Origin of the sequence: Variovorax sp. OK212 (assembly GCF_900112425.1) — a bacterium.
Lineage (GTDB): Bacteria > Pseudomonadota > Gammaproteobacteria > Burkholderiales > Burkholderiaceae_C > Variovorax.
Window position 1 is genome coordinate 814,329 of sequence record NZ_FOLP01000001.1, and the last position, 23,983, is coordinate 838,311.

Annotated in this window: 20 protein-coding genes; 13 read left to right on the plus strand and 7 right to left on the minus strand. The window is 68.8% G+C overall.

All coding sequences use genetic code 11. The features are described 5' to 3' along the window. Nucleotides 1-26 precede the first annotated feature (26 nt). Together BM004_RS03645 and queF are read left to right on the plus strand one after the other, a co-directional pair. The gene (locus BM004_RS03645; RefSeq protein ID WP_093211315.1) at nt 27-929 is read left to right on the plus strand and encodes an alpha/beta hydrolase; all 903 of its coding nucleotides are present in this window, start codon (nt 27-29) and stop codon (nt 927-929) included. Then, complete coding sequence (gene queF, locus BM004_RS03650) at nt 926-1,798, plus strand: NADPH-dependent 7-cyano-7-deazaguanine reductase QueF (RefSeq protein ID WP_093211317.1); 873 nt, start codon at nt 926-928, stop codon at nt 1,796-1,798. The genes BM004_RS03645 and queF overlap by 4 nt, the downstream gene beginning before the upstream one ends. Before the next feature lie 50 nt (nt 1,799-1,848). Here the strand turns inward: queF and BM004_RS03655 are convergent, their stop codons facing one another. The 3 genes from BM004_RS03655 to BM004_RS40570 are packed head-to-tail and all read right to left on the minus strand — an operon-like array spanning nt 1,849 to nt 6,616. Next, nucleotides 1,849-2,826: a DUF6708 domain-containing protein gene (locus BM004_RS03655; RefSeq protein ID WP_143072401.1), complete on the minus strand. Its 978-nt coding sequence runs from the start codon at nt 2,824-2,826 to the stop codon at nt 1,849-1,851. Beyond that, nucleotides 2,823-5,882, minus strand: coding sequence for a T6SS effector BTH_I2691 family protein (locus tag BM004_RS03660; protein WP_093211321.1), 3,060 nt, complete (start codon nt 5,880-5,882; stop codon nt 2,823-2,825). The genes BM004_RS03655 and BM004_RS03660 overlap by 4 nt, the downstream gene beginning before the upstream one ends. Next, on the minus strand, nt 5,879-6,616 hold the full coding sequence (locus BM004_RS40570) for a DUF4123 domain-containing protein (protein WP_177206339.1): 738 nt from the start codon (nt 6,614-6,616) through the stop codon (nt 5,879-5,881). Before BM004_RS40570 ends, BM004_RS03660 begins: the two co-directional genes overlap by 4 nt. A 521-nt stretch (nt 6,617-7,137) precedes the next feature. Here BM004_RS40570 and BM004_RS03670 point away from each other — a divergent pair. The 6 genes from BM004_RS03670 to BM004_RS03695 all read left to right on the plus strand — a co-directional run bounded on the left by BM004_RS03670 (nt 7,138) and on the right by BM004_RS03695 (nt 13,170). Continuing rightward, the gene (locus tag BM004_RS03670; RefSeq protein ID WP_093212005.1) at nt 7,138-8,043 is read left to right on the plus strand and encodes an SDR family NAD(P)-dependent oxidoreductase; all 906 of its coding nucleotides are present in this window, start codon (nt 7,138-7,140) and stop codon (nt 8,041-8,043) included. 138 nt (nt 8,044-8,181) lie between these two features. Then, nucleotides 8,182-9,072 (plus strand): LysR family transcriptional regulator, encoded by an 891-nt coding sequence (locus tag BM004_RS03675; protein WP_093123769.1) that lies wholly within the window; start codon nt 8,182-8,184, stop codon nt 9,070-9,072. A 13-nt stretch (nt 9,073-9,085) separates the two neighbouring features. Further along, complete coding sequence (locus BM004_RS03680; protein WP_093123772.1) at nt 9,086-9,973, plus strand: LysR family transcriptional regulator; 888 nt, start codon at nt 9,086-9,088, stop codon at nt 9,971-9,973. 110 nt (nt 9,974-10,083) lie between these two features. Continuing rightward, nucleotides 10,084-11,238: a mandelate racemase/muconate lactonizing enzyme family protein gene (locus BM004_RS03685; protein ID WP_093211325.1), complete on the plus strand. Its 1,155-nt coding sequence runs from the start codon at nt 10,084-10,086 to the stop codon at nt 11,236-11,238. 87 nt (nt 11,239-11,325) lie between these two features. After that, nucleotides 11,326-12,330 carry a Bug family tripartite tricarboxylate transporter substrate binding protein gene (locus tag BM004_RS03690; protein ID WP_093212007.1) on the plus strand — a complete coding sequence of 335 codons (1,005 nt, stop codon included), beginning with the start codon at nt 11,326-11,328 and terminating at the stop codon, nt 12,328-12,330. Between the two features lie 132 nt (nt 12,331-12,462). Next, the gene (locus BM004_RS03695) at nt 12,463-13,170 is read left to right on the plus strand and encodes an arylmalonate decarboxylase (protein ID WP_093211327.1); all 708 of its coding nucleotides are present in this window, start codon (nt 12,463-12,465) and stop codon (nt 13,168-13,170) included. A 43-nt stretch (nt 13,171-13,213) separates the two neighbouring features. Here the strand turns inward: BM004_RS03695 and BM004_RS03700 are convergent, their stop codons facing one another. Genes BM004_RS03700 through BM004_RS03710 form a run of 3 tightly spaced genes read right to left on the minus strand, consistent with a single transcriptional unit; the run spans nt 13,214 to nt 16,538 of the window. Then, nucleotides 13,214-14,563 carry an MmgE/PrpD family protein gene (locus tag BM004_RS03700; RefSeq protein WP_093211329.1) on the minus strand — a complete coding sequence of 450 codons (1,350 nt, stop codon included), beginning with the start codon at nt 14,561-14,563 and terminating at the stop codon, nt 13,214-13,216. A 17-nt stretch (nt 14,564-14,580) separates the two neighbouring features. Continuing rightward, on the minus strand, nt 14,581-15,744 hold the full coding sequence (locus BM004_RS03705; RefSeq protein ID WP_093211331.1) for an acyl-CoA dehydrogenase family protein: 1,164 nt from the start codon (nt 15,742-15,744) through the stop codon (nt 14,581-14,583). 11 nt (nt 15,745-15,755) lie between these two features. Then, the gene (locus tag BM004_RS03710) at nt 15,756-16,538 is read right to left on the minus strand and encodes a citryl-CoA lyase (protein WP_093211333.1); all 783 of its coding nucleotides are present in this window, start codon (nt 16,536-16,538) and stop codon (nt 15,756-15,758) included. 139 nt (nt 16,539-16,677) lie between these two features. Here BM004_RS03710 and BM004_RS03715 point away from each other — a divergent pair, with 139 nt between their 5' ends. The 5 genes from BM004_RS03715 (at nt 16,678) to BM004_RS03735 (ending at nt 22,790) form a co-directional block, all read left to right on the plus strand. Continuing rightward, a complete protein-coding gene (locus tag BM004_RS03715) occupies nt 16,678-19,014 on the plus strand; it encodes an acyl-CoA dehydrogenase family protein (protein WP_093211335.1) in 2,337 nt (778 codons plus the stop codon). Between the two features lie 41 nt (nt 19,015-19,055). Beyond that, entirely contained in the window at nt 19,056-20,051 is a 996-nt protein-coding gene (locus tag BM004_RS03720; protein ID WP_093211337.1) for a Bug family tripartite tricarboxylate transporter substrate binding protein, read from the plus strand. Between the two features lie 3 nt (nt 20,052-20,054). Further along, nucleotides 20,055-21,587, plus strand: coding sequence for a class I adenylate-forming enzyme family protein (locus BM004_RS03725; protein ID WP_093211339.1), 1,533 nt, complete (start codon nt 20,055-20,057; stop codon nt 21,585-21,587). Between the two features lie 157 nt (nt 21,588-21,744). Continuing rightward, entirely contained in the window at nt 21,745-21,930 is a 186-nt protein-coding gene (locus BM004_RS03730; protein WP_093211341.1) for a DUF3606 domain-containing protein, read from the plus strand. Nucleotides 21,931-22,091: 161 nt separating this feature from the next. After that, nucleotides 22,092-22,790: a hypothetical protein gene (locus BM004_RS03735; protein ID WP_093123797.1), complete on the plus strand. Its 699-nt coding sequence runs from the start codon at nt 22,092-22,094 to the stop codon at nt 22,788-22,790. Here BM004_RS03735 and BM004_RS03740 read toward each other — a convergent pair. Beyond that, the gene (locus BM004_RS03740) at nt 22,733-23,965 is read right to left on the minus strand and encodes a DNA topoisomerase IB (protein ID WP_093211343.1); all 1,233 of its coding nucleotides are present in this window, start codon (nt 23,963-23,965) and stop codon (nt 22,733-22,735) included. The two genes, BM004_RS03735 and BM004_RS03740, sit on opposite strands and share 58 nt — an antisense overlap. Nucleotides 23,966-23,983: the final 18 nt, after the last annotated feature.

The following is a 23,983-nucleotide window of genomic DNA, read 5'->3' on the forward strand; positions in this document are numbered from 1 at the left end:
AACAAATCCCGCCGAACAAGGAAGCGATGAAAGTCACCGCCAACGGGCTGCAGATCGAGGTCGACGACACCGGTGGCGAGGGGCGTCCCGTCATCCTGCTCATCATGGGCCTGGGCATGCAGCTCGTGGCATGGCCCACCGGCTTCGTGCAGCAGCTGGTCGATGCGGGCTTTCGCGTGGTGCGCCACGACAACCGCGACATCGGCCTGAGCCAGGGCTTCGACCACGTGGGCACTGGCAACGTCGTGTGGGAAACCATCCGCCACCGCCTCGGCCTGAAAGTGCGCTCGGCCTACACGCTGCAGGACATGACGCTCGATTCGCTCGGCGTGCTCGACGCGCTGGGCATGGAGAAGGCCCACATCGTCGGCGCCTCCATGGGCGGCATGATCGCCCAGCGCCTGGCCGCCCACGCGCCCCGGCGCGCCACCAGCCTCGTGAGCGTCATGAGCTCCAGCGGCGCGCGCGGCCTGCCCGGTCCGCGCCGCGAAGTCACGCGCATGCTCATGCGCCGCCCGCTGGGCCGCGGGGAGGCCGAGCTGGTCGCGCACAGCATCCGGCTGCTGCGGCTCATCCAGAGCCCGGCCTACCCGCAGACCGACGAAGAGCTGGCCGAACGGCTCACCTTCAGCATGCGGCGCTCCTACCATCCGGCCGGCCTGATGCGGCAGATGCTCGCCATCGGCGCCGACGCCGAGCGGCCCCAGGTGCTGCCGCGCATCCAGTCGCCCACCCTGGTGCTGCACGGCGATGCCGACGCGCTCGTGCCCATCGCCTGCGGCGAAGACACGGCCAAGCGCATTCCGGGCTCGCAATTCATTGCCGTGCCCGGCATGGGCCACGACCTGCCGCCCGAGGTGTGCACCATCCTCGCCCAACACATCGCTCCATTCGCGCAAGCGGCGGATGCCAGACAAGCCAAGCCATGAGCACAGACCCCAACTCCAACCCCAACACGCCTGAACAGTCGCAACTCGGCCGCGCCTCGGCCTACGCCGACCGCTACGACCCCACGCTGCTGTTCCCCATCGCGCGCGCCACGCAGCGCGAGACCATGGGCATCAAGCCCGATGCCTTGCCCTTCTTCGGCGCCGACCTCTGGACCGCCTTCGAGGTGAGCTGGCTCAACCTGCGCGGCAAGCCGCAGCTGGCCATCGCGCACTTCACCATTCCGTGCGAGACGCCCAACATCATCGAGAGCAAGAGCTTCAAGCTCTACCTCAACAGCTTCAACAACAGCGCCTTCGCGACCGGGGACGAGGTGCGCGAGCGCCTGCGCACCGACCTGGCCGAAGCCGCATGGCGCGGCAGCGACCGTTCGGGCGGCATCGGCGTGACGCTGCTGGCACCCGACATGTTCGATCGCGAACCGGTGCACGAACTCGACGGCCTCGACCTCGACCGCCTCGACATCGAGTGCACCCACTACCAGCCCGCGCCGGAGCTGCTGAGCAGCGACACCGCGCAGGTGCACGTCAACGAAACCCTCACCAGCCGCCTGTTGAAGAGCAACTGCCTCGTCACCGGCCAGCCCGACTGGGGCAGCGTGCAGATCCGCTACAGCGGCCCGCCCATCGACCAGGCCGGACTGCTCGCGTACATCGTGAGCTTTCGCAACCACAACGAGTTCCACGAGCCGTGTGCCGAGCGCATGTTCACGGACATCTGGAACCGCTGCAAGCCGACCAAGCTCGCGGTGTATGCGCGCTACACGCGCCGCGGCGGACTGGACATCAACCCGTTCCGCACGAGCTGGCCGCAGGCGCTGCCGGGGAACATCCGGACGGCGCGGCAGTAGGTCCGGTCGATGCGGCGGGCGTTGGCCGCACGGCATGCCACCGTTCGCGTCTAGCTCTCGGAGCTCTTGGGTCGGGCGCGCAGTTCGTTGGTCGTGTCTGCTTCGACATCGGCGGGGGTCATCGGCGCGCCGAGCGCTTCCGTGATCTCTCTTGGCCATGAGACGGTTTGCGCCGTCCAGACCACGAAGCGATTGACGATGAGGAACACCGCGAAAAGCGGCAAGACAAGGTGCTGCCACAGCTGTGTCCAGGGAAACTCCTTCCAGTCGCGCCAGTAGTCCTTGTAGCGCTGCCTGAGTGCTTCGATCATGTCGAAGCCTTTGCCCTTGATGGGAGGCGCCTCATTGGCAATCAGCGGAGGCATGTCCGCTTCCATGTACCCGCGGATGTATTCCCACATGGCCCCGGGGAACTCAACCTGTGGGAGGACGAACCAGTCCACGATGGTGGGGTCCGTCTCGCTTGCCCGAACCAGAAAAAGCAGGTGGCAGGTTCGTCGCACGCTGGTGGTGCTGCCACCCAGTTTGGCGTGCAGCTCGCAGTCCACCAAAGACCAATCGGCCATGCGTGCTTCAACGGTGGAAGGGCCGAAAAGGATGAAGCGCTTTCGTCGGCCTTGATGCACGTAGCAAACCTTGCGGCGGGCGCGGTCGAAATAGATCGGTTGTTCGCTGGGACTGAACATCTCGAAGTAGATGCCAACAAAAAAGACCGGGGTTGCGGTAACGAAGAAAACGAACAGTAAAAAATAGTCGCCGTTATGGATGATGGTGCTCAAAGTACTTTGAAAAAAATAGCTCAGGGCTAGGAAGCCGACCAGGCCAAACGTGGTTGTAAATCCCCCGGCGCTTGCCAGCGACCCCCCATTAAGTTCGATTGCGTCGCGATAAACCTCACTGAGTCGTCCTTGATGGCCCGCTTGCGCACTGCCTGGCAAGTGTTTGTCGAAACGTTGCAGAAGGCCTGAAATCAGGCCTTCCTGTCGGACATCGTCGGTGCTGACGCCATTGATGTTGAACCCGATCACTGCATGCCTCCACCCCAGCTGTCGCCCATCGGATTGCTTGGGGCTGGATCGCTGCGTCCAACGTCAGGGTATTGCTTCGTCTTGCGCTGCAAGTCCTCCTGCGTTTCGACCTCGTATTCAATGGCCATGAGCCAGGCCTCTTCCACTGTTGCTTTCTCAAAACGTTTCACTGTGTCTTTCCCGAAATAGCAGCGGCCGGCCCATCGCTGATATGAATCGCGCTCACTGATGACCGCATACACATACGCGCCCAGGCCGATCAACAGCAGCGCTATGCCAACGCCCGACACGACGCTTGCTACCGTAGCGGCCATTCCAGCGACAGCCGCTTCGGTTGCCACGGCGCCAGCAATGCGCAAGACAACGTGCTTGGCGATCGTGCGCGAGACATGGCCCTTGGTCGCGGCATCAGCAACTGCAATTCCGCTCGTCACGACCATCCCCTTGAACGCAAACGAGCTGCTGATATAGCTGCTATGCGCTGCCGCATCCCCCTCCTTCTCCGCCCCATCCGCCTTCTTGAGCATCAAGCACGCGTTGACAGCCCCGCCAAACACCCCAGTCAGCGCAGCCGCGGTCCGCAACACCGCCAACCGCGTACTCACCTCCACCAGGTGTTCGCCTCCCTTCCTCACGATCAACGCCGCCTTGTGCGCAGCGGCCAGGCGCTCCGCGCTCGCACCCAGAAAGCCACCCAGGCTGTCGGCCGCGCCGAGCGCGGCCTCGTTGATCTTGTCCTGATCGCGCTGGCTCTTGTTGAGTTCAGCCAGCAGTTGCGGCAAGCCCTGGTACAGACCCAGGAACTGCACCAGCATCGCACCCATGGCCAGGCGTCCGTCGACGCTGTTGAGACCCAGCTCCTTCTTGACGGCCTGCCGCCGCATGACCTCGGCCACTTCTTCTGGCGTGAGGGGCTGGTCGACCCGCAACCGGCTCATGCGGAGCTGGAGATCTTCGAGGCTGCGCGCCGCTGTGCCGCCCGTGGGCGCGACGTTCACGCGTTGGCCCGCCAACTGCTCGGGCCTGGTCCGACCTTCCTGTACCGAGAGCGCGGTTTCCACGTCGGTGATCACCTGCAGTTCGACGGTGTTGCCGTGCGCCACGACGATGGTGGGTTGTCCCTTGGGCACATAGCCGTTGAGCATGTGCAAGGCCGTCTTCGCGTCCACCCGGGTCTTGATCAGCAGCGCGACCGAAAGCGCGGCCTTGTTGCCGCCGCCGGGCCGGGTCGCCTCGACCACCAGTTCCAGCTGTTGTTGGGCCGCAGTGAGCCTGGACAGCAGTGCAAGGTATTTCTTGAGCTTGCCGGATGACGGTGCCGGCGATTTGCCCGAGGCCAGCGCCAGGAGCTGCAGCACACCCGCTGCGCTCGCTGCCAGTCCGCCCGCCGAGAGCGCCATGAGGTGCGGGTGCAGCCAGTTCAGGCGCTGCCCGAGTTCATGGGTCACCACGCCCTTGAGCAGGTCGTATGTCTTGTCACGGCTGTCACCTTCGGAGCGGTCCGCCGTGCCGACGAGGATGGCTTGCACCTTGTCGATCGCCGACTTCTGGTTGCCGAACATCGCACGAAGCGCAATGGCACGCGGCTCGGTGATGTCGGCGTCCAGGATCAAGCCCGTCCAACGCTCGGCGTGCCGATGGACGAGCGGCTGCGGAAAGTGGACCAGATCGCTCTCCGATGCGTAGATCAGGCCGGAAGATGCGCGGGCCGTGAGTTTGCCGGCATCGTTTTCGTCGAAGTGGTGCCTGAAGCATCCCCGCAGCGGTTCCCCGTCGATCGCGCAGATCCAGTCGGCCTCGTAGGGCGCCAGCGCATCGGCAAGCCGCTTTTCGACGTCGGCGCGCTGGGCAGGCCAGGCCGTGTAGCGCGCCATGTCGAGCTGGTCGGTGATCTTGCGCCAGTTGCGCTCGCCCAGCATCCGGCCCCGGTTCTCCAGGCGGCTGCCGATCGCTCCAGCCTCGGGACCGACAGGTGTCATGTGCCCGGCCCGGCTGCCGTCAGCGGCGTAGGCGCCGTCGGCGTCGGGCTTCCATTCGTAGGGCACGCCCCGGCCTTCGACGCTGTTCCACTGCTTCTGCGAGGCGCGGCTGCCCCACTCGCGCGACTGGTGCATGCCCGCGACGACGATCGATTTGCGCAAGCCTTCCAGGGTGGTGTGGCAGGCTTCGGATCGCACCCATTCGTCGTTTCCATTCCACTCCTGCTGGTTGGCCCGGTTCTTCGCCACGCGAATGCCGTTGAGGTCCGCCGCCAGGCCCACGGGGTCGGGAATGGCGAGCACGAACTCCCTGCCCGCGGTCAGGGGGTGTCCCGCGGCCTGCCTTCGCATGACGCCCGCCAGGCTGCCAGCCTGTCCATAGGTCTTGTCGTGGTCGCCGTTGTAGAAGGGCGTGGCAGGCTCGGTACCACCCGAGGTGACGTTGATGCCGGTCTTGGTGCCGCCGTGGTCGAACGAGCGCAACGCGAAATCGGCGACGTGCTGCCGGATGGACATGGCATCGGCCTTGAAGGCGTTGGGAACACCTCCCAAGAGCGCCAACGGATCGATCTTCACCATGCCGGCCGCCGCCGCATTCGCTTGCACACGCCGGCGCATCGCATCGTTCCACCAGTTCATGCTGAAGCCGATCCATACGGGGCCGGCACTCTCCGGGTTGTCCTCCGGCAACTGGATGCACAAGGTGCGCAGGTCGTCCGGGTGCGAGTCATTCTTGCCGCAGGCGAAGCTGGATGCCTTGTCGGCCCAACTGATTTCCGATTCGGGGATCAGCGCGCCGCTCTCATGCACGCGGAAGGCCTGCCACGCCTTGGCCAGTTGCCGCGGTTTTCGGGTGTACCAGGCGTAGACGAAGCCTCCACGGCGCAGCATGCGCAGGGCGTGGCGGCTCGCTTGCAGCGGGGGCAGCTTCAACGCCTTGACGCTCGCCTCGTGAGTCAGCAGCCCGGCCGCCTCGGCGGGAGCGAACGCTGCGTCGCTGGCGATGGCGGTAGCGCGCACCAACAGGATCGAGAGGCCGATCTTGTGGTCGCAAATGTTGCAGGGCAGGTCGCTCATGCGGGTCTTTCTTCGGGTCGGCGCCAGTGATCCGGAGGCTTGCCTGCCCACTCGGGCCTGTGGAGGTCCATGCCGTCGCTCAGGCGCTGGTGGAAGCGCGCAACGGTCTTGATGAGGCGGTCCAGGTCCGGCCAGTGCTCGAAGGCCGGGTCGATCAAGGCCTCGGCGGCATAGGCGCCCTGGTCTTGCGCATGGCGCACGCCGCGCTGCCCGGCGATCCGCACCTTGTCGAGCACGAGCGCCAGGGCGTTCTCGGGCAAGGGAAATGCACTGCGAAGCCAGCGGGCGACGGCAAGATTGACGGCCATGCTCCGGTCGAGCAACCCCGAGTGCACCGCCGCGGTTGGCAGCGCCTGAAAGTCTGGGGTACCCGGCGCGCCCTGCAGGGTCTGGAGGACGAGGTTGTGGTCGAGGTAGCACCAGCGTTCGACGCCCTTCAGGCCGAAGCTCCAGTCGATGCCGGCGCGCTGATGCAGCAGGTGCAGCACACGCCGGTCTTGCAGGCGGGCCAACCCGGGTGAACCATCGCTGCCGCGGAAATGCATCAGAAGAGCAAGCTGCCGCGCCAGCGCATGGCCACTGCGTTCGCCATGAGGCCGGACCCAGCCTCCGATACGGTAGACACCGGTGCCGATGGCACAGGCGTTGAGATGCTCCTGCACGGCCCATTCGATGCTCGTGGTCAGCCAGGGATCGTTTCCCTCGTTCAATTGCACGAGATAAGGAAAATTCACCTCGGTGAAGCGGCGGTATTCGCTGGAATGAAGGGTGTGGACCGGCCGTTGCCAGACCGCCCGTGCCGAACACCGTCCCCGAAGGCAGCGCCGGCGCTCTCGTCGAGCTCGACGCCGGGAGGATCGCCGTGGTCGGGGTTGATCAACAGATATGCAGGGCCTGTGCCGAATTGCTCGGACAGCCGGGATGCGAGCGAGGCGGTCAGCGAGGGCGGTGGACTGTCCCATGGCCAGGAGAGGGCCGTGACGGAAGTGGCAAGGGGGTGAGGCATGCGCTGGAGATGTGATGGACGCTGTCCAAAAGTCTGAAGCGCATGCCGCGGCATCATTGAAAACGATGGTCAAACGGCCGCCGAATCCCGCAACCAACACGGCAGACCGTGGAAAGTTCACAGGGCAACCACGCGAGCGGGTTTGCCTGAAGCCCCTCTTCGGAAACCCCAAACCCGCTCCCACCCGCCCTGTGGCATTCTGGATTTCCCCCGCGAACCCGCGGGCGAATGAACATCCGGAGCACAGACATGGTTGAAGGAAAAGTGGTCGTCGTCACGGGCGCGGGCGGCGGCATCGGGCGCGACATCGCATTGGCCATGGCGGCCCACGGCGCGAAGGTGGTGGTCAACGACATCGGCGCGGCGCTCGACGGCGCTGGCGGCAGCGCGGGCCCCGCGCAGCAGGTGGTCGACGAGATCCGCGCGGCCGGCGGGCAGGCCGTGCCCAACACCGACAACGTGGCCGATGCCGCCAGCGCCGCGCACATCGTGCAGTGCGCGCTCGACAGCTTCGGGCGCATCGACGCGGTGGTCAACAACGCGGGCATCCTGCGCGACCGCTTCTTCCACAAGATGTCGGTCGACGAATGGGACTCGGTGCTCAAGGTGCACCTGTACGGCTCGTACCACGTGAGCCGCGCGGCGGCCACGCACTTCAAGGAACAGAACGCGGGCGCGCTGGTGCACATGACCTCGACCTCGGGGCTCATCGGCAACTTCGGCCAGGCCAACTATTCGGCGGCCAAGCTCGGCATCGTGGCGCTGTCGAAGTCGATCGCGCTCGACATGCAGAAATTCAACGTGCGCTCCAACTGCATCGCGCCCTTCGCGTGGAGCCGCATGATCGGCGCGATTCCCACCGACACCGACGAGCAGCGCGCCCGCGTCGACAAGATCAAGCAGATGACGCCCGCCAAGGTCGCGCCGCTGGCCGTGTACCTGGCAAGCGATGCGGCGGGCGCGGTCAACGGGCAGATCTTCTCGGTGCGCAACAACGAGATCTCGCTCATCAGCCAGCCACGCCCGGTGCGCTCCATTCACCGCGCCGAGGGCTGGACGCCGCAGAGCATCGCCGAGCACGCCATGCCGGCGATGCGCGCGAGCTTCTTCCCGCTCGACCGTTCGGCGGACGTGTTCAGCTGGGATCCCGTCTGACGGTTGTGACGGCTGTGACGGCTCGGATGGCTCTGACCGCCGCAATGGCCGCGGTGGCCTGAGGACAAACCCGCAAGCAGCGCACAGCGCCATTCGCCGGACAATGCGCGTTCCCTCCCTCTTACGTGCCCGCACCCGGTGAACCTGCATTTCGACCTGTTCGACCTGAAACTGTTCGTCTACGTGGCGGACGCGCACAGCCTCACGCGCGGCGCCGAGAAGGCCTGCATCTCGCTGGCCGCCGCCTCCACCCGCATCAAGCAGATGGAAGAGGCCGTGGGCGGCAAGCTGCTGCACCGCAGTGCGCAGGGCGTGAGCCTCACGGCCGCGGGGCAGGCGGTGCTCTACCACGCCAAGCGCGTGATGCAGCAGATGGAGCACCTGCGCTGCGACATGCAGGACTTCGGCAAGGGCATCAAGGGCCACGTGCGGGTGTTCGCCAACACCACCTCCATCACCGAGTACCTGCCGCAGAAGCTCGCGGGCTTTCTCACGCAGCACCCCGCGGTGCAGGTCGACCTGCGCGAATACCTGAGCGAGGAAATCGTGCGCGCGGTGGCCGACGGCGAGGCCGACATCGGCATCCTGGCCGGCGACGTGCACACCGGCGACTTCGACGCGCGTGCCTTCGGCAGCAACCAGCTGGTGCTGGTGGTGCCCACCACGCACCACCTGGCGGGCGCGCCGTCGGTGGCCTTCGCCGACACGCTCGACGAGCAGCATGTGGGCCTGCACCACGGAAGCGCCATCCACCGCTTCCTGCAGCGCCGCGCCGAGCTCGCGGGCCGCGGCTTCAACCCGCGCATCCAGGTCAGCAGCTTCGAGGCCATCTGCCTGATGATCGAAGCGGGCGTGGGCGTCGGCGTGCTGCCGGCCTCGTCGGCGCAGCGGCTGTCGATGGCCATGCGCATCTCGACCGTGGCGCTCAGCGACGCATGGGCCGAGCGCGAGCTCAAGCTCATCGCACGCAACCGCGAGCAGCTGCCCGCCTCGGCGCGCGAGCTGTTCGACCACCTCGTGGCGTCCTGAAGGCGCGCACCCGATGTCCGCCGACCTCAAGTCGCTGCGCCTGTTCGTGACCGTGGCCGACCACGGCAGCATCAGCGAGGGCGCCAAGCGCTGCCACATCGCGCTGGCCGCGGCCAGCAAGCGCATCTCCGACCTCGAAGCCCGCGCGCGCTTGCCGCTGCTGGTGCGCCATGCGCGCGGCGTCACGCTCACTTCGGCAGGCCACGGCCTGCTGCTGCATGCGCGCGCCGTGCTCTCGGCCATGGACCGGCTGGGCGCCGAGCTCGACGATTTCCAGAACGGCGTGGCCGGCGTGGTGAGCATCACGGCCAATGCTTCGACCATCGCGCAGTTCCTGCCCGCGCAGATCGGCTCCTTCCTGCGCCTGCACCCGGTGCTCAAGATCGACCTGCAGGAGCGCGCCAGCACCGAGGTGGTGAAGGCCGTGCAGGCGGGCCTGGCCGACATCGGCGTGATCGAGGGCCAGACGCCCGCCGAGGGTCTCGAATGCCTGCCGTACCGCACCGACGAGCTGGCCGTGGTCATCGCGCGCGACCACCCGCTGGCGCGGCGCAAGCGCATCGGCGTCGAAGAGGTGCTGCGCCACGACCACATCGTGGTGCGCGAAGGCACCGCGCTGCACCGCGTGCTGCTGGCTTCCGCGCTGGAGGCGCAGGTGCCGCTGAAGGTGCGCATGCAGGTGGGCAGCTTCGACATGGTGTGCCGCATGGTGGAGCAGGGCATCGGCATCGGCGTGCTGCCCTATGCGGCCATCCTGCCGCAGCTGCAGATCCTGAAGCTGCGCTGCCTGAAGCTCGACGCGCCCTGGGCGCTGCGCCGCCACCTGCTGTGCGTGCGCAAGCAGCAGGAGCTGACGGTGGCCGCGCGCTCGGTGCTGGAGCACCTCGGCCGGCCCGACTGAACGCGCCCGGCGTCGAGCCTTCGTGGCTCGCGAAGGCTCGATCCCGTCAAAAACGAATTGTTCTCCCGCGGCCCGCGCGCAAAGATGCGTGCAAACCAAAGGAGACAGCCTTGAAGATCGTTCGCGTCAGCGCCACGCCGCTGAACATTCCCGTCACCATCGACGTGGTCGGCATGAACAAGCAGACCTCGCTGTCGCTGTGCCTCACCGAGATCGAGACCGACACCGGCCTCGTCGGCCACGGCATGACGGCCATCACCGAAGAAGAGATCATTGCCGCCGCCGTGCGCGAGGTGGCCGGCCCCGCGCTGATCGGCGAAGACCCGATGGCCACCGAGCGCCTGTGGGACAAGCTCTACTGGCTGCTCTCGCCGCGCGGGCAGACCGGCTACGCGAGCCACGCCATCGCCGCGCTCGACATCGCGCTGTGGGACCTCAAGGCCAAGGCGCTGGGGCAGCCGCTGTGGCGCCTGCTCGGCGGCGCGCGGTCGAAGGTGCCGGTGTACGCCACCTTCGGCTTCGGCTTCTTCGAGCGCGACCAGCTCGCCGCCGCCGCCAAGCTGTGGGTGTCGCAGGGCTTCCAGCGCCTGAAGATGACGGTCGGCAACCACGCGCTGGCGCGCCGCGACGAGCCGCGCCCGCTCGACGAGGTCATTGCCGAGGACGTGCGCCGCGTGGCAGCCGTGCGCGAGGCGGTCGGCCCCGACGTGAAGCTCTACGTCGACGCCAACTGCGGCCTCGACCTGTTCCATGCGAGCGAACTGGCGCAGCGCATCGAGCCCTACGGCATCAGCTTCTTCGAGGAGCCGCTCACGCAGAACGACGTGCGCCAGATGGCCCAGCTGCGCGCGCGCACGCGCATTCCGCTGGCCTGCGGCCAGAACGAAGGCCTGGCCTTCCGTTTTCGCGACCTGCTGGTGAACCAGGCGGCGGACGTGCTCCAGCCCAACGTGACCATCTCGGGCGGCTACTCGCAGTGCCTGAAGATCGCCGGCATGGCGCAGGCCTTCAACGTGCCCATCGACAACGGCGGCGCCTGGCCCTTCCACAACATGCACCTGCACGCGGGCGTGTCCAACGGCGGGCTGGTCGAGTACCACTACGTGGCGGTGCAGATGCTCAAGCAGATCTTCGACGGCCTGCCGGTGCCCGACCAGGGCTGGCTCACGCTGCCCGAGACGCCGGGCCTGGGCTTCACGCCCAACGCCGAACGCGTGCGCGAGCTGGCCAAGCTGCCGACCTCGCACGGCAAGGGCAAGGCCTGAGCCACGCGTCGCGACGCACCGACACTTCTCTTCACGACCAGGCCGCGCAGACGGCCGGCGACACCCGAAAAAGACAACGGAGACATGATGAAAACCAGACAAGTCCTTCGCCCGGCACGCCGGCATGCACTGTGCACCGCGGTGGTCCTGGGCCTCGCGGGCCTGCTCGCGGCGCCCATGGCCTGGGCCCAGAAGTACCCCGACAAGCCCATTCGCCTGGTGGTCGGCTACTCCGCCGGCGGCGGGGTCGACGCGGTGGCGCGGCTGCTCGGCGTGCGCCTGTCGGCCGCGCTGGGCCAGCAGGTGCTGGTGGAAAACCGCACCGGCGCCACCGGCCTCATTGCCGCGGAGTTCGTCGCCAAGTCGGCACCCGACGGCTACACGCTGATGATGGGCGACAGCGCCTTGCTCATCGCCAAGCTGCTGCAGCCGAAGATCGGCATCGATCCGCTCACCAGCTTCAAGCCGGTGGCGGGCGCCTTCATTTCGCCGCTGATGATCGTCACGGGCAACGAGTTTCCCGCGAAGACGCCGGCCGAGCTGGTCAAGGAAATCAAGGCGCATCCGTCGCGCTACTCGTACGCCACCTCGGGCGTGGGCACGGTGCAGCACCTGGGCTTCGAGATGCTCAAGCAGGCCACCGGCAGCACCGTGGTGCACGTGCCGTACCGCGGCGCCGCGCAGATCGTGCCCGACGTGATCGGCGGGCAGATTCCCATCGGCGTGGTGAGCGCCACGGCCGGCATGGCGCAGGCCAAGGCCGGCAAGCTGCGCGCGCTGGCGCTGATGAACACGGCCAAGCTCGACGGCGTGGAAAACGTGCCGCCGCTGGCCGATGCATTGCCGGGCTTCGACGTGGCGCCGCGCATCTTCGTGCTCGCGCCGGCGGGCACGCCGAACGACATCGTCGACAGGCTGTCGTCGGCTGTGAAGTCGGTGCTCGACACGCCCGAGGCCGGCACGGCGGCGGCCGCGCAGGGCACGCTGCGCGCGTACGCCACGCCGGCCCAGCTGGGCAAGGACATGGCGGAGGAAACGACGCGATGGAAGCGGATCATCACCGAGCAACGCATCGTGGTCGAAGGCAGCTAGGCAGTCTGCAGCGGTGCGTTGGAAGGGCACTGTTCAGGGCGCGATCCCGCCATCGACGTGCTCGTGATCAAGCGCGGTCGTTGATCGCCCCGAACACGAGAACCAACAGCAAACGCAACAAGGACCATCGAAATGACAACCCCCCACCTGGGCCTGATAGTTCCACCGGCCGCCGGCGCCGTACCGGTGGACGGCCCGTTGCTCTACGGCGAACGCATCCGTTTCAGCGCGCGCGGCCTTGGCCTCGGCGAGATCTCCACGCGCGGGTACCTCGACGTGATCGATTCGGTCGTCGAGAAGGCCGTCGCGCTCAAGGAAGAGGGCGTGAGCGCGGTCTCGCTCATGGGCACCTCGCTGAGCTTCTTCCGCGGCGCGGATTTCAATCGCCAGCTCGAGGCCGAGATGGCGCGCGCCACCGGCCTGCCGTGCAGCACGATGAGCAACGCCATCGTCGGCGCATTGCGCCACCTGAAGGTGCGGCGCGTGGCGGTGGCCACGGCCTACATCGACGAGGTCAACGTGCACCTGCGCAAGTACCTGGAACAAAGCGACTTCGAGCCGTTGGGGCTCGAAGGGCTGTCGATCTCCGACGTGCAGGCCGTGGGCGAGGTGCCGACGCAGGTGCTGGTCGACCTGTGCCTCAAGGTGTTCGACGCGCAACCGGGCGCCGACGGCGTCCTGATCTCGTGCGGCGGGCTGGTCACGCTCGATGCGGTGCGCGAAGTGGAGGCGCGGCTGCAGGTGCCCGTGGTGTCGAGTTCGCCCGCGGGCTTCTGGGACCTGGTGCGCGCCGCGGGGCTCGATGCGCGTTCGCCCGGCCAGGGGCGGCTCTTCGCCTGAAAGGGGCGGGGGCGGTTCTTCGCCTGACTTCGCCTGAAGCGGCTCAGCCCAGCCAGCGGCCCACGCGCGGCGTGGCTTCCAGTTGCCAGACACGTTGGCACAGCGCCTTGGCCTCGTCGGCCGTCGCGCCTTCGCCGTAGTGCGCCAGGCGCTGCATCTTGTCCTCGATCTCCGCGCGGTTCAGGCTGTTGCCCGGGTCGCCCTTGGGCTCGTCGACGCGGCCCTGCAGCGTGCGGCCGTCGGCGGTCTGCACACTGACCTTGCCGATCCAGCGCGCGGGGTAGGCGGTGTCGACCTCGGCGTCGAGTTCCATCGTCACCTTGTCGCGGAAAGCCGAGACCTCTGGCGCGAGAAAGTCGCGGTCGAACTCGCCGAGGCCCGCACGGCCGTGCACGGCAATCAGGCCCAGCACCGTGCCCATCGAGAACTTGCCCTGGTGAACCGTGGCCGGCACGTTCACGCGGCCCAGCACGTCGATGGCGCCCTGATGCACATGCGTGGTCACGCGCGAGACGTCGGCGGGCCCGAGCTTGTTCTGCGTCATCACCTGCAGCAGCGCGTCGGCCGCGGGGTGCGTGTGGCGGCAGGAGGCGTGGTACTTGAACGAGGTCTCGGCCAGCGTCCAGCGCGTGCCCAGGCCGTCGGTGAGCCTGGCCGGGTCGGCGTCGCTCGACATGCCGACACCCAGGCCCTGCGCGCCTTCGAGGATCTTCGCGGCACCGGTGAAACCGTCCTGCGCGAGGTAGGCCGACATCAGCCCGCTGGACGCCGCGTGCGCGCAGTGCAGCTGCTTGGAGTCCGCCGCATCGCGCAGGAACTCCCACACGCCGGCCGACTGCGTGCCCGCGGAACCGAAGGCATGCAGCATCTGCTGCGGCGTGAGCTGCAGCAACCGACCCACGGCAGCGGCTGCGGCGAGCGTGCCCGCCGTCGCGGTCGTGTGGAAGGTCCTGTAGTGCGAGCGGCCCAGGAATTCGCCGACGCGAATGCCGACCTCGTAGCCCGCGACCACCGCCGTCAGCAGCTGCGCGCCGCTCGCGCCCACGCTCTGCGCCACGGCCAGTGCCGGTGCAATGACGACGGCGGCGGGGTGGAACACCGAGCCGTTGTGCACGTCGTCCTGCTCCACGAAGTGCGAGGCCGCCGCATTGACCAGCGCGGCGAACAGCGGCGAACTGGTGCGGCGCGAGGTCAGGATTTCGCTGGGCCCGTCGGCGGGGCCCATCAGCTGTGCGAAGCGCTCGATGCTGCGAATCGGCCGCGCGGTGCGCGCCGCGAGCACCGAGCCCAGCCAGTCGAGCATCAGGTCTTCGGTGCGGCGCAGCACGGGCGGCGGAATGCTTTTGAACTGCAGGCCGGCGGCAAAGTCTGCAAGGGTTCTGGATTCGTTCATGGTGAGGTGCTTCGCTTTCAGAACGAGCGTGGCAGGCCGAGCATGTGCTCGGCCACATAGCTCAGGATCAGGTTGGTCGAGATCGGCGCGACCTGGTACAGCCGCGTCTCGCGGAACTTGCGTTCGATGTCGTATTCGCACGCGAAGCCGAAGCCGCCGTGGAACTGCAGGCAGGCATTGGCCGCTTCCCAGCTCGCCTTGGCCGCGAGGTACTTCGCCATGTTGGCCTGCGCGCCGCAGGGCTGGTGCGCGTCGAAGAGGCGGCAGGCCTCGTAGCGCATGAGGTTGGCGGCTTCCACTTCGATGAACGCCTCGGCAATCGGGAACTGCACGCCCTGGTTCTGGCCGATGGGCCGGCCGAACACCACACGCTCCTTGGTGTAGGCCGTCACGCGGTCGATGAACCAGTAGCCGTCGCCGATGCACTCCGCCGCGATCAGCGTGCGCTCCGCGTTGAGCCCGTCCAGGATGTACTTGAAGCCCTGGCCTTCCTCGCCGATCAGGTTCTCCGCCGGGATCTCGAGGTTCTCGAAGAACAGCTCGTTGGTCTCGTGGTTCACCATGTTCAGGATGGGCTGCACCGTGAGCCCCTTGCCGATGGCTTCGCGCAGGTCGACGATGAAGATCGACATGCCTTCCGATTTCTTCTTCACGTCCGCCAGCGGCGTGGTGCGCGCCAGCAGGATCATCAGGTCCGAATGCTGGATGCGCGAGATCCACACCTTCTGGCCGTTGATGACGTAGCGGTCGCCCTTCTTCACCGCCGTGGTCTTGATCTTGGTGGTGTCGGTGCCGGTGGTGGGCTCGGTGACGCCCATCGACTGCAGGCGCAGCTCGCCGTTGGCGATCTTCGGCAGGTAGGCGCGCTTCTGGGCCTCGCTGCCGTGGCGCAGCAGCGTGCCCATGTTGTACATCTGGCCGTGGCAGGCGCCGGAGTTGCCGCCGCAGCGGTTGATCTCTTCCATGATGACCGAGGCCTCGGTCAGGCCCAGGCCGGAGCCGCCGTATTCATGCGGAATCAGCGCGGCCATCCAGCCGGCCTTGGTGAGCGCATCGACGAACTCGGCGGGGTAGCCGCGGGCTTCGTCGATCTTGCGGAAGTAGGCGTCGGGAAACTGCGCGCACAGGTCGCGCACCGCGTCGCGGATGTCGGGAAAGCTCTTGTCGTTGGCGTTGTTCATCTGGGGGCTCTTCAGTCCTGGCGCGGGCCGCCAGCTTCTTTTTCCACGCGTTGCCAGATCTCGATGGCCATCGGGTCGTCGATCTCCTCGAGGATGTGGCCCACCAGGCCGATGGCGCGCGCCATCACGCCGAAGCCGCGAATGATCTTCCACGGAAAGCCGAACTCGGCCGCGATGGCGCCGATGGCACCGGTCGCGTTGATCGGCAGCGACTTGCCCGACACGCGCTCGGCCTCGGCCTGCACCGCCTGCATCAGCGCGACGTAGTGGCTCGAAAGCCCGTTCTCCGCCGCGATCTGGAACAGGCGCGGCGTGCGCGGGTCGATGGGCTTGTGCAGCGGATGGCCCAGGCCCGGCACGATCTGCTGGCGCGCGCGGTGGTCGGCGACGATGTCCTTCGCGATGTCCGCCAGCGGACGCATGGGCTTCTCGCCGAAGGGAATGGCCTCGTAGAGCATCCTGGCCGCGCCTTCGGTGCTGCCGACGAACACGCTGCCCAACCCGCAGAGACCGGCTGCCACGGCGGCTTGCAGCGCCTCGGGTGCGCCCGCGTAGGTGAGGCGCGCGGCCAGCGCGCTGGGCGTGACGCCGTGCTCCACCAGCGTGACGACGATGGCGTTGAAGGTCACCGACTCCTGCGGCGTCGGGATGCGCCCCGTCAGCTCCAGGAAGGCCATGTCGCCGAGGTTCAGGTGGCCGAGGATCTCGGAGGGCAGGTCGCGCCCGCGCACGGTGATCTTGTCGGGCGTGCTGTGGCCCAGCTCGGTATGCAGGGATTTCTTGATCTTGGTCATGGCATCGAATCTAGACCGCCCTCGCGCGGCATGGTTCTCTGATTGCGAAACCCTCCCTTCGGCAAATGCGAATGCCCGGCCATGGGGTCTTCAGGCACGCTGCGAACCGTCTTTGCAACGCAACGAGGCAGACCCACCGATGGACTCCGAATCCCGCGCGGCCATTCGCGCCGCGGCCCTGGACTACTTTGCGCGCAGCCGTGCCATCGCCCGGCGGCGGGCCCGCACGGAAGCACCCGGCGGCGACGAAGCCGAGGGCTGGCGCGACATCGCCGCGCTCGGCTGGCCCGGCATGCTGGCGCCCGAAGCGGCCGGTGGCCTGGCGCTCGGGCTCGACGGCGCCGCCGAGATCCTTCGCGCCGCGGGCGAGCACGTGGCGCCCGAGCCGCTGCTGGCCGTGGCCGGGCTCGGCGCGCTGCTGCTGGCGCGGCTGGACACACCGCCCGCCCGCGCCTTGCTGGGCGACCTGGTGGCCGGCCGCAGCCTGCCCGCGCTGGCCTGGCAGGAAAGCGCGGGCGACCTCAGCGCGGTGCCGCTGGCCTGCGGCTGCGAGGCGTGGAAGGGGCGCGCGGGCCAGGCCGGCGGCGTGCTGCTGCAGGGCGAGAAGCTCATGGTGCTGCCCGGCGCGGCCGCCAGTGGCTGGCTGGTGTCGGCGCGCGGCGAAGACGACGCGGTGCTGCTCTGGGTGCCGCGCGGCACCCAAGGCGTGACAGAGACGCCGGTGCCGCTGGTCGACGGCAGCCAGGCCTCGAACCTGCGCTTCGAGCAGGTCGCGCTGCCGCCCGGCGCGGTGCTGGCCGAAGGCCCCGCCGCGCAGGATGCGCTGCGCCATGCGCTCGCGGCCGGCCAGATTCTCCAGGCCGCCGAACTGCTGGGCGCCGGCCAGGCCATGCTCGCGCAGACCTTGGCCTACCTGCGCACGCGCACCCAGTTCGGCAAGCCCATCGGCAGCTTCCAGGCGCTGCAGCACCGTTGCGTCGACATGTTCATTCACCTCGAGGTGGCGCAGGCCACGCTGGCCGAGGTGCTGGCGCTGGCGGGGCAGGGGTTGCCGGCAGCACGGCTCGAGGCCGAGGCCAGCCGCGTCAACGCACGTTGCACCGCCGCCGCGCTGCAGGCTTCGCGTGCCTCGGTGCAGCTGCACGGTGCCATCGGCTACACGCAGGAATGCGACCTGAGCCTGTTCTACAAGCGCGTGCTGTGCCTGTCGGCTTGGCTGGGCAACGTCAGCGCGCACCAGCGCCGGCACGCCGCGCTGGTTGGCGAGACCGACGCGGTCACGGGCGCGGCCGCCTGGCAAGGCGAGTTCCCGCGCACCGCCGACTGGGCCGCCATGCCCGAGGCCGACTTCCGCCGCATGGTGCGCGCCTTCCTGCAGCAGCGCTACCCGCCGCGGTTGCGCTACCTGTCGCACCGCGCGCGCTGGAGCGAGATGCGCGAGTGGTACCTCACGCTGTCGGCCCAGGGCTGGATCGCGCCCGCCTGGCCGCAGGCGCACGGCGGCATGGGCCTGCCGGCCGACAAGCTCATCGCATGGATCGAGGAGCTGGAGCAGCACGGCGTGGCGCGCGCGCCCGACCAGGGCATCGTGATGATCGGCCCGCTGCTGATCCAGCACGGCACGCCCGAGCAGCAGCAGCGCTTTCTGCCGCGCATCCTGAGCGGCGAGAACGTGTGGTGCCAGGGCTACTCGGAGCCCAATGCCGGCTCCGACCTCGCGGGCCTGCGCACCGAGGCCATGCCCGCGCGCGACGCGCAGGGCGATCACTTCGTGGTCAACGGCCAGAAGATCTGGACCACGCTCGCGCAGGACGCCGACCACATCTTCATGCTCGTGCGCACCGACAAGGACGCGCGCAAGCAGGAGGGCATCAGCTTCCTGCTGTGCGACCTGCGCACGCCGGGCATCACCGTCCGCCCGATCCACACGCTGGCGGGCGAGCCCGAGTTCTGCGAGGTGTTCTTCGACAACGTGCGCGTGCCGGCCGGCAACCTGGTGGGCAAGCTGCACGGCGGCTGGAGCATCGCCAAGGCGCTGCTGGGCTTCGAGCGCATCTTCCTGGGCAGCCCCAAGCAATCGCAGTACGCGCTGGGCCAGCTCGCGCGGCTGGCGCAGGCGCGGCGCCTGTTCGCCGACCCGGTGTTCGCGCAGCGCTTCGCGGCGCTGCGGCTCGATGTGCTCGACCTGTCGGCCGCTTACACCGGCTTCGCGAACATCGTGCGGGCCGGCAAGCCGCTGCCCGCGTCGGTGTCGCTGCTGAAGATCTGGGCCAGCGAGACCTTCCACCGCATCGGCGCGCTGCTGGTCGAGGCCGGTGAAGAGCAGGGCGCCGTGGCAGGCGACCAGGTGCTCGACGGGCAGACCTTCAACGTGCTCTCGCCGCTCATCGGCGCCACGGCCGCAATGATCTACGGCGGCACGAACGAGATCCAGCGCAACATCCTCGCGCGGCAAGTCCTCGACTTGCCGGCCTGAGCGACGGGCGCCGAAGAAATTCATAACAGGAGACAACGCTCATGACTTCCATCGACCTCTCGCGCCGCCGGCTCATGGCCGCCCTGGCTGCCACGGCGGGCGGCGCGGCGCTGGCCGCACTGCCGCACCGTGCCTTCGCGCAGCAGCAGCTGCCGCCGCTCATCAAGCTGGTGGTCGGCTATTCGGCCGGCGGTCCGGTGGACGGCGCCGCGCGCCTGCTGGCGCCCGGGCTGAGCCAGGAGCTGGGCACGCAGGTGATCGTGGACAACCGCCCCGGCGCCAGCGGCTCGCTGGGCGGCGACGCGGTGGCCAAGGCCGCGCCCGACGGCGCCATGCTGTTCTTCGGCGCGAGCCCGACCATCACCATCAATCCGAACGTGCAGCGCAAGATGGCCTTCGACCCGATGAAGGACCTCACGCCCATCGCGCCGCTGGTGGACTACACCAACGTGCTGGTCATCAACAACGACGTGCCGGTGCGCAACGTGGCCGAGCTGCTGGCCTACGCGAAGACGCGGCCCGGCAAGGTGTTCTACGGCTCGGCCGGCGTGGGTGCGTCCAACCACCTGAGCGGCGCGCTGCTGGAGAAGATGACCGGCGTGCAGCTCACGCACGTGCCCTACAAGGGCAGCGCCCCGGCGCTGGCCGACGTGATGGGCGGCACCGTGACCATGATGTTCGACATCATCGCCACCTCCAAGCCTTTCATCCAGACCGGCAAGGTGCGCGCGCTGGCCGTCACCTCGCGCCAGCGCAACCGCATGCTGCCCGACGTGCCGACCATGATCGAGTCGGGCGTGCCGGGCTACGACGTGGGCGGCTGGTTCGGCCTGTACGGCCCGGCGCGCATGGACGCGGCGTTGGCTGCGCGCATCAACGCCGCCGCGCAGAAGATGCTGGCGCGCGAGGACATCGCGCACCGGCTGCGCGAACAGGGCTACGACGTGTGGTCGGGCGGGGCCGACCTGCTGGCGAGCAAGGGGCAGTCGGACCGCCGGCTGTGGGCCACGGCGTCCAAGGGCATCGAGGCGGAATAAGCGATGCAGCGGATCCATCACCTGCTCGAAGCGCGCGCCGCGCGCACGCCCGACGCGGTCTTTCTTCATGAACTTGGCGGCACGACGACGTACGCCGCATTGCAGGCCATGGTCGACACGGCCGCGCAGGACCTGCTCGACGCCGGCGTGCGGCCCACCGACCGCGTGGTGCTGGTGGCCGAGAACTGCGCCGCGCACATCGCGCTGCTCATGGCGTGCAGCCGCGTGGGCGCGTGGTCGTGCGGCGTGAACGCGCGCATGTCGCCGGGCGAGATCGCCGCCATCGTCGAGCGGGCCGATGCGCGGCTGTGCTGCTTCACGACGGCCGCGTCGGAGGCGGCCAGCGTGCATGCGCAGCGCGCCGCCGCGCAACCGGCCGCGCTGCACGGCGTGGCGCGCTCGGCCGTGCGTGCCGAGGCGCGCACCGAGCCCGGCGCGGCGCTGGCCGACACCGCCGCGATCATCTTCACGTCGGGCACCTCGGGCACGCCCAAAGGCGTGATGGTGTCGCACCGCGGGCTGCTGCATTTCGGGCACGTGTCGGCGCAGGTGCGCGCGCTGGGCGAGCGCGACCGGGCCTACGCCTTCCTGCCGATGACGCACATCTTCGGCATCGGCACCGTGCTGATGGCCGCGCTCACGGGCGGTGCGGCGCTGGTGCTGCGCGCCAGCTTCTCGCCGGCCGACATGCTGCAGGCGCTGGCATGCGAGCAGGTGTCGAACCTGCTGGGGCCGCCGACCATGTATGCGCGGCTGCTCGCACACATCGAAGCCGGGCATGTGGAGGCCGGGCATGTGGAGGCCGAGCATGCGCGGCCGCGCTTTCCGCACCTGCGCTACGTGTACACCGGCTCCGCGCCGCTCGACCCGGCGCTCAAGCAGCGCGTGGAGACCCTGTTCGGCCAGCCGCTGCACTACGGCTACGGCCTGTCGGAGTACGCGGGCTCGGTGTTCCTCACGCGCACCGAGGCGCCGCGCGCGGACACCGCGGCCGGCCATGCGGTGGAGGGCGGCGAGGCCCGCATCGTGTCGCTCGACGGCCATGACGTGCCGCCAGGCGAGACCGGCGAGATCTGGCTGCGCGGGCCGGGCCTCATGCGGGGCTACTTCCGCGACGCCGAGGCCACGGCCCACGTGATGCGCCCCGGCGGCTGGTACGCGAGCGGCGACCTCGGCCGCTTCGGCGGCGACGGCGCGCTGTTTGTGGTGGGGCGGCTGAAGGAAATGATCATCCGCTCGGGCTTCAACGTGTACCCGGCGGAAATCGAGGCGGTGATCGGCCGCTTCGAGGGCGTGCACCTGTGCGCCGTGGTCGGCGTGCCCGAGGCCGACGGCAACGAGCAGGTGATCGCCTTCGTCGAGCTCAAGCCCGGTGCCGCGCTCGACGAGGCGGCGCTGCGCGCGCACCTGGTGGAGCACCTCTCGCCCTACAAGCGGCCTTCGCGCATCGAGGTGATCGACGCGATGCCGACCACCGCCAACGGCAAGCTGCTCAAGCGCGAACTGCAGGCGCGTTGCCGGCCGGCCGCGGTGTGAGACCGCGGAGGATGGCGGCGCCGCTCTCCCGAGGAGCGAAGAGGCCTTGCGCCTGCGCGGCCGCGGCCGGATTTCTCCTGCACGCGGGTGCGCCGGCGTCCTCCAGCCCGCGCCCGGCGTGCGCCGCATCGTGGCGTCTTCTACAAAGGAAAACACCATGGCCGATGACCTGAGCAAGCGCGGGCCGCAGGATGCGTCCCGCATCAACGTGAACGAACTGCACGAGGTGCGCTACTGGACCCAGACGCTGGGCGTGACCGAGCAGCAGCTGCGCTCGGCCATCGCCGCCGCGGGCGTGCAGGTGAAGGACGTGCGCACCTACCTGGGCAAGCCGGTGACCTGATCTTTCGCCCCGGGGATTGCGCAGAGGACCGCGTCGCGTGGAGATCGTAGGCACGCTCCTACACCCGTGGCCAAACGCGGGCACGATACTTGTATTTCCCCTCGTTTCAGGAAGTACCCCGTGACCGTGCCGACCCACCTGACACCCTTGGCTGCCGCGCAATGAAGTCTTCTCCCAGCGCGCGCAGCTGGATCGCCGCCGGCGTGCGCCACGAACTGCTGACCCGGGCGCTGCCCGCATTGCGCCACGACATGGCCGCCCCGGTGTCGGTGATCCGCATGGCCCTGCTCATGCTCAAGCGCCAGGTGGCCGCGCCCGCCATCGACTCCGCGGCCTGCGAAGAGCGCGTGGCGCTCATCGACAACCAGGTGAGCGAACTGGTCGGGGCCATCCGCTCGCTGCGCGACTGGGAACTGGCCACCGCCGACGACGGCATCACGCGCAGCGCGCTGGTCGCGCAATGCGTGACGCTGATGCGCTCCGCCTTCGACCTGCACGGCGTGTCGCTCGACATCGACGGCGCGCTCGACCCGCAGGAGACGAAGGAGGGCCAGGACGGCGAACACCGCTGGCCCGCCGCGGCCGCGCTGCGCTACCTGTTCCTCGGCGCGCTGGGCTACCTGCATGACGGCGCGGCCGAGGCCGGTGCGATCCGCGTCGAGGCCGACGGTGCCAACGCGCTGCGCCTGAAGGCCGTGCCGCGCGAGCCCGGCACCACGCCCGCGGTGCTCGACGCGCACCGCGCGCCGCGCGCGCTGGCCATCGACGCCGTGGCGCTGCAGAACCTGGCCGAAGACCTCGGCTACGCCATGACGCTGGACGGCGACAGCGTGCGCCTGGTGCTCGCCACCGGCAACTGAACTTTCTTCGCGGCACGCGGGGCCGATGTCTTTCGCGTGGCGCGACCTTGCGCCTGGCGGTTGGCCTTGAGGAAGGCCAGCATGCGCCGCTCCGCCGCGTGCAGCCCGCGCGACGGCCGGGCCTGGCTGCTGCCGCCGATCTTCTCGAACAGCGCGCCAGTGGCCTCGTCGCCGTCGGACAGCGCACTGCCCAGCGCCAGCACGGCCGGGTGCACATAGGCCTTCTTGCAGACCGCGGGCGTGTTGCCCAGCTGCTTGGCCACCGCGGCGAGGATGTCCTTGGCGCTGTAGCGGCTGCCATCGGCGGCGGTGCGCCCGGGCTCGCAGGCCAGCCGCGTGAGTTCCAGCGCCTGCACCGTGCCGTGCCAGGTGCGGAAGTCCTTGGCGGTGAAGCGCTCGCCGCGCGCCGCTTCGGCCAGGTAGTCGTTCACGTCGGTGGACGACACGCTGTGCAGTTCCCGGCTTTCGCCGTCTTCGTCCGCGTACTGGAACAGCGCCTGCCCCGGCAGCTGCTGGCATTGCCGCACCACCTTGGCCACGCGCGGGTCTTCGAGCTTGGCCTCGTGCATCACGCCGCTCTTGCCCCTGAAGCGCAGCCGCAGCGCCGTGCCCTGCACCGCCGCGTGCCGGTTGCGCAGCGTGGTCAGGCCGTAGGAGCCGTTGCTGCTCGCGTATTCCTCGTTGCCCACGCGCATCAGCGTGGTGTCGAGCAGGCGCACCAGCGCGGCCAGCACCTGGTTGCGGCCGGGCGCCTTGCGTGCCTTGTCGGGCCGCAGGTCGCGCGCCACGCGGGCGCGGATGCGGGGCAGGGCGAGCGCGAAGGCCTCCAGGCGCTCGAACTTGGTCTCGTCCTTCAGCGTGCGCCAGTCGGCGTGGTAGCGGTACTGCTTGCGTCCGCGCGCGTCGATGCCGGTGGCCTGCAGGTGGCCGTTGGGCAACGGGCAGATCCACACCTGCGTGTAGGCCGGCGGAATGGCCAGCATGCGGATGCGCGAGATCTCGTCCACGTCGCGCAGCCACTGCCCCTTGGCATCGCGGTAGCGGAAGCGCTCGCCTTGCTTCAGGCGGCGGATGCCGGGCATCTCGGGGTTCACGTAGACGAGGCCGTTGGCGATGGGCGTCGGCTTCGAGGGCGGCCTGGCGGCGCGTGCGGAGGAGGTGTGGGAGGCCGGCATGGCGTAGAGGTGGATGGG